Annotated in this window: 3 protein-coding genes; 1 reads left to right on the top strand and 2 read right to left on the bottom strand. The window is 42.1% G+C overall.

Translation table 11 applies throughout. From position 1 onward, the window contains the following. Window positions 1-55 precede the first annotated feature (55 nt). Window positions 56-1,399: a magnesium transporter gene (gene mgtE, locus FTU77_RS10455; protein ID WP_180055748.1), complete on the bottom strand. Its 1,344-nt coding sequence runs from the start codon at window positions 1,397-1,399 to the stop codon at window positions 56-58. 232 nt (window positions 1,400-1,631) lie between these two features. Beyond that, on the bottom strand, window positions 1,632-4,733 hold the full coding sequence (locus tag FTU77_RS10460) for a multidrug efflux RND transporter permease subunit (RefSeq protein WP_180026671.1): 3,102 nt from the start codon (window positions 4,731-4,733) through the stop codon (window positions 1,632-1,634). A 277-nt stretch (window positions 4,734-5,010) separates the two neighbouring features. Between FTU77_RS10460 and FTU77_RS10465 the strand changes: the two genes are divergently transcribed. Further along, on the top strand, window positions 5,011-6,198 hold the full coding sequence (locus FTU77_RS10465; RefSeq protein WP_180055749.1) for a glycerophosphodiester phosphodiesterase: 1,188 nt from the start codon (window positions 5,011-5,013) through the stop codon (window positions 6,196-6,198). The last annotated feature ends 120 nt before the right edge of the window (window positions 6,199-6,318 follow it).

Here is a 6,318-nt window from a genome sequence, read left to right on the forward strand (position 1 = left end):
ATCACTGAGATTAAAACATATTAGAAGTCTTCAATCTGTAGCAAAATGCTAATCTCTATAAATTGAGCAATTGTGAAGCAATCATCAAATACACCACCACGCCTGTCGCATCACAAATCGAGGTCACCAAGGGTGCAGATGCACTTGCAGGATCGAGCTTCAACTTATTGAGTACAAAGGGCAAACTCATGCCAATTAAACAACCGAGCAATACGATACCCATCATACTCAGTGCCAAGACCAAGGCCACGGTTGCATCACCACGGTAGTAGCCTAAAATAGATACAGCAATGGCCATGGTTCCGCCGAGGCAAAGAGCGACGAGTGTCTCCCGTCCCAACAAATAAAACCAATCACGAATTTTTACATCCCCAGTGGCAAGCGCTCGCACCATTAAGGTCGCAGACTGTGAACCTGCATTGCCTCCACTTCCGACCAATAAGGGTAAGAAAAAAACCAAGACGATATGTGCTGCAATGATGTCTTCATAATACGAAATACCTAAACCGGACAATAAACTGCCAAAGACCAATATTACCAACCAGAACACCCGCTTTTGATACAACTTTAAAATCGGTGCTTTCTTAATGCTCATACCTGGTTCGGTACTCACCGCACTGGCTTTTAAAAAGTCTTCAGTGGTTTCAGCCTGTACCACATCCATCGCATCATCATAGGTGACAATCCCCATCAAACGCTGAGCATGATCCACAATCGGCAAGGCCATAAAATCATATTCAGCCAATTTTCGAGCAATACTTTCTTGATCTTCATCTATCCAGCCGGTCACCACATCTTTGGTCATCACCTGTTGAATTCGTGCATCACGGTCAGCCTGCAAAATTTGCCGCAGTGAAATCACCCCTTCTAATTGAGACTGATCATTGGTGACATAAATTAAATATAGGGTTTCACGGTCATGCGGTTCATGGCGCAAGGCCTCTATGGCTTGTTGCATGGTAAAGTCAGCAGACATACTGACATAGTCTGAACTCATGATTGCACCTGCAGACTCTTCTGCATATGCAGATAATGCCTTTAGATGCTCTTGGGTATCTTGATCAAGTTGTTGATAAATCCGATCTTGTTCTGCATCAGTTAAACTTTTATATAAGTCCGTTGCATCATCAGAATGCATATCATCAAATAGTTCAATTTGTAGACGCAGTGGATAACGTGAAATCAGCTGTCGCTGTGACTCAAAAGGGAAAAACTCAAATACCAAGCCTTGATGGTCTAAACCTGAAAGTAACTCGATTTGATCTTCGATTGGAAATTGCTGAATTAAACGAGCCTGATCAGCGTAGTTCAGAGGCTGTAAAGCGAAAACTGCTGCTGCATAATTTTGTTGTTGCAGCAAAGCGGAAATTTCACGCTGTCTTTGTATTAAATCCGCCATTCAACTCACTCTTATTTTAATCTTTCTATGTAGAGCACATTTTGAAGGATAAACTAAAGAGTTTCAAATCTCTTCAATATGTTCTCGGTGAACGTTCTTTGCGAAAATTCTCTGTGAACATTCCCTGTCGAAAGTTTGGTGACATAAATTTGGCGACATAAAAAGCCACCGCGATGTACTCAAGCTTTCACGGTGGCTTTTACTAGAGCTATACACTGTGCGTGAATTATTTCTAAGTTTCAGACACCGGTTTGATTTTAAAAATAGAGCGGACCATCACATACATAAACGGAATAAAAATCAGCACCAAGACCGTACCGAATATTACCCCACCGAGTACGCTTACCCCAATCTCTTGACGACTGGCTGCACCTGCGCCAAAAGCAAGAACTAAAGGAACCACCCCTGCACCAAAAGCCAAAGAGGTCATCAAAATAGGACGTAAACGTAGTGCTGCGCCTTCCATTGCAGCCTCGATTACATGTTTGCCTTTTTCTTGTGCCATCGCTGCAAACTCTACAAGCAAGATCGCATTTTTACAGGACAGACCGATGGTCGTCAGCAAGGCAATTTGGAAATAGATGTCATTTGGAAAACCGGTCATGTAGCTAAACAAAATATTACCGCCTATCCCGAGTGGAATCGCACTCATGACTGCGGTCGGAATGCTCCAACTTTCATATAGGGCGGCAAGACAGAGGAAAATAAATCCAATCGAGACCAAATATAGCCAAATCGCTTGATGACTTGATTTTTGCTCTTCAAAAGATAAACCACTCCATGCCACATCCACGCCAGGCACCTGATCGACTAAAGCTTTAACATCCTGCATGGCTTGGCCACTTGAGACATTTTTGGCTGTATCCGCTTCCATTTGTAATGCGGTGTATCCCATAAAGCGATTGACGACTTCAGGGCCGCCACTCCAGCCAATGGTTGAAAAATTACTAAATGGAATCATTTCATTTTGGTCATTACGTACATGCCAATAAGCCAAATCTTCTGGTTTAGAACGGAATTCGGCATCTGCCTGCATCATGACGCGTTTAATACGTCCACGGTCAATGAAATCGTTAATATAACTCCCGCCCCATGCACTACTCATGGTGCTATTAATCGCATTTTGCGTTAAACCCATAGCCATCGCTTGTTTTTGATCAATATCAACTTTCAGTTCAGCTTTGTCTGGGTTAGAGCGTTTGTCTAAATTTTCGAAACTACTGAATTGTGCGGATTTCTCTTGCAGGCTTTTAAATTGCTCATCGAGATAAGCACGACCCTCACCATTCATATCTCGCAGCCAAAACTCCAGACCATCGGTTTGCCCAAGACCGCTGACTGAAGACGGCATGCTGACATTGATTTGTGCATTGTTGAACTTTTTAAAATGTTTCATAGCACGTTCACGAATCGCTTGCGCTGAATTGTATTGTCCTGAACGTTCATCCCAATGCTTCAGTGCAATAAAGCCTTGCCCTAAGTTTTGACCCGTACCAGAAAAATTTCGTCCATAACGAATCATCACCAAATCAATATTTTGCTTTTCTTCAGTCAAAAAGTACTGCCGAATTTGTTCACCGATCTCACGACTTTTCGACATCGGTGCACCTTCTTGTAATTTAAGTTGCACACTCAAAATGCCCTGGTCTTCACTAGGAATAAAACTGGTCGGCAAAGCACGATAAAACAAAGCAAATACCGTAATGAGCCCCGCAAACAAAACCACCGTCCATAAGCGATAACGAACCGTGGCTTGTGCAAGTGCTAGATATTTGGTTTTTAAAGTCTCTAATTTGGTGTTAAACCAAATCGCCCAGCGCTGTGGTTTCGGATTGGGTTTTAAAATTAAGGCACATAATGCAGGGGTTAAAATCAGCGCAACCATCAGTGACAAGCCCATTGCAGCCACGAGTGTGATGGAAAATTGTCTATAGATCACGCCCGTTGAGCCACCAAAGAACGCCATGGGAATAAATACAGCGGTCAATACCAAAGTAATCCCGATTAATGCCCCGCTAATTTCATGCATCGACTCGATGGCCGCTTGTTTTGCTGTTAACTGTTGTTCATGCATTAAACGTTCGACGTTTTCCACCACAACAATCGCATCATCGACCAACAGACCGATGGCCAGTACCAATGCAAACAATGTGAGCGTATTAATGGTCATGCCCAAAGCATATAAAATCGCTAAAGTCCCAAGAATCACCACAGGCACCGTAATCGCAGGTATCAGCGTTGCTCGCCAATTTTGTAAGAAGATAAACATCACCAAAACCACCAGTAAAACGGCTTCGAATAACGTTTTCACCACTTCTTTAATCGATTCTTGTACAAATGGCGTGTTATCCCGTGGATAAACGATTTTATAACCGGCAGGTAATTGCTTCGCTAACTGTTCAATTTCTTGCTTAATTAAGGCTGAGGTTTCAAGTGCATTTGCCCCAGAAGCCAATGAGATCCCCATCCCTGAAGATGGATACCCGTTAATGGTATTAACCCCTGAATAATTTTCCGCACCCAATTCAACACGTGCAACGTCTTTTAAATAGACAAAACTGCCGTTTCGTGCAGATTTGACAATAATATTTTCAAATTCTTCAACTGACTTTAAACGTGAACCTGAAGTGACTTTTGCATTGAGATATTGATCCGATACACTCGGCAATTCACCTACGGCTCCGGCTGCAACCTGCGTATTTTGTGATTCAACAGCCGCACGGATATCACTGGGCATAAGGCTATATTGCTTTAACTTCAGTGGGTTGAGCCAAATGCGCATGGCAAATTGCGAACCAAAAACATCGACTTCACCGATACCCTCAATTCGAGCAATGTCCTGCTCTAGATGAGTCATCATATAGTCACCAAGTTCGATATTCGAACTCTTGCCAGTCTCATCATAGAGGCCGATAACCATATGGGTATCACCCAAAGATTTATAGACATTTACCCCTTGGCGCTGCACATCTTCAGGCAGCCGATTGATTACTCCATTTATGGCATTTTGTACTTGTACTTGAGCGGTATCTGGGTCAGTGCCATTTTCAAAACTGATGCTGATCCGGCTTCGACCTGAAGAGTCGCTGCTTGAACTAAAATATAAAAGGTGATCAATTCCTTTAATTTGTTGTTCAAGAACTTGTGTGACACTTTCCTCAACTGTTTCTGCTGACGCACCGCTATAACTTGCGCTGACCGTAATTCGTGGTGGCGCAATATCTGGATAGCGCTCTACCGGTAAATTGAGCACAGCAAATAGCCCGAGCGCCATGACGATGATCGCCAAGACACCTGCAAAAATTGGTCGATAAATAAAAAACTTAGACAGCATCAGTCCATGTCACTTTTCAATTAATGAAATAAAAAATGTAGATTGAATTTTTTCAAAAAATCTTATTGATAATCAATCACAATGAGCTTAATTACAAGCCTAGGCTACATAAAAACCTTGCTTCAAGCTGAATATGTAGAAAATATGGAGAGCTTCCACTTCAGTTATTTTAGTAAATTTATGTGACAAAACCGCCTCTGTCATGAAGCCTTAGCCACTGCCCTGCAATGTATGCCTGCAACATCATTCATTTATATAAAAAGATGCAGAGGCAGCCATGAAAAAACAATTAACAAAGCAGTTGAATATAGCGATAACAAGTAAAGTGAAATCCTCATGGGGCGTGTCTTCACTGCTCCTTTTTAGCGTTTTCGGTTTATCTGCATGTAATTCGGATGACGATAAAACCCATGTCACCAAGCCCCCTGTTTTGCCTGATACTGGTTTTATCATTGTTGGGCATCGTGGTGCCAGTGCTTTGCGACCTGAGCATACTCTTGCCGCATATCAAAAAGCGATTGATGATGGTGCGGATTTTATCGAACCCGATTTAGTGCCAACCAAGGATGGCTATCTGGTTGCGCGCCATGAAAGTGAAATTTCAGGGACAACCAATATTAGTACGCTGTCACAATTTGCGGATCGAAAAACCACCAAAAAAATCGATGGTATCGACTATACAGGATGGTTTACGGAAGACTTTAATTTGAATGAACTGACTCAAAATGTAAAAGCACGTGAGCGTATTGCTCAATATCGCCCTAATAACACTCAATATAATGATCAATACAGCATCCCAACGCTCGAACAAATCATTGAACTTGCCGAAGCTCATTATAAAAAAACTGGAAAAATTGTTGGTTTATATATTGAAACCAAGCATCCAACATTTTTCCAACAGCAAAATCTAGCCATGGAAGATCGTTTACTCACCACGCTTGCCAAATACAGTTATACACGTGATATCGCGCCTGTATATTTACAGTCTTTTGAAACCACCAATCTTAAATACTTACGTGATCAACTCACGCAAAAGAAAACCCTCAAACATGGCAAAATTATTCAATTATTAGATAGCCCAACTGCCATACCGGGTGACTTACAGCAGCAAACGTCTCCACAAAATTATGCAAGCTTAGCCACAGCAGAAGGCCTAAAATCAGTGGCAAAATATGCAGATGGTGTAGGTCCAAGTAAAACGTATATCTTTTCAAACACTGAATTTAAACAAACCAGTTTTGTCAAAGATGCCCATGCTGCTGGTTTGAAAGTCCATCCTTATACGCTCAGACCTGAAAATGGTTTTTTACCTGACTATTTAAAATGTAACTCAGTGGCGACCGAACGTTGTGATACGGGTGCAGCTAAAGAATTTGAGAACTTCTATAAAGCTGGTGTAGATGGTGTATTTGCCGATGATCCAGGACTGGCACGTAAAACCTTAACGCAACTACAAAAGCCCTAATATTCCTAAAATGAAAAAAGACGCCGAGGCGTCTTTTTTATTGTTCAATGGAAACCTTAAAGCGGGTTTGCCAAATATTCTGCGGCTGACTGCGTTGCCACTGGCTGAGGTGCTGGAGCT

Source organism: Acinetobacter sp. YH12142 (assembly GCF_013418435.1).
GTDB classification, from domain to species: Bacteria; Pseudomonadota; Gammaproteobacteria; order Pseudomonadales; family Moraxellaceae; genus Acinetobacter; species Acinetobacter amyesii.

Bases quoted from the DNA above. Each gene is read 5' to 3' on its own strand.
- mgtE (WP_180055748.1), bottom strand. From the start codon at position 1,399: ATGGCGGATTTAATACAAAGACAGCGTGAAATTTCCGCTTTGCTGCAA.
- FTU77_RS10460 (WP_180026671.1), bottom strand. From the start codon at position 4,733: ATGCTGTCTAAGTTTTTTATTTATCGACCAATTTTTGCAGGTGTCTTG.
- FTU77_RS10465 (WP_180055749.1), top strand. From the start codon at position 5,011: ATGAAAAAACAATTAACAAAGCAGTTGAATATAGCGATAACAAGTAAA.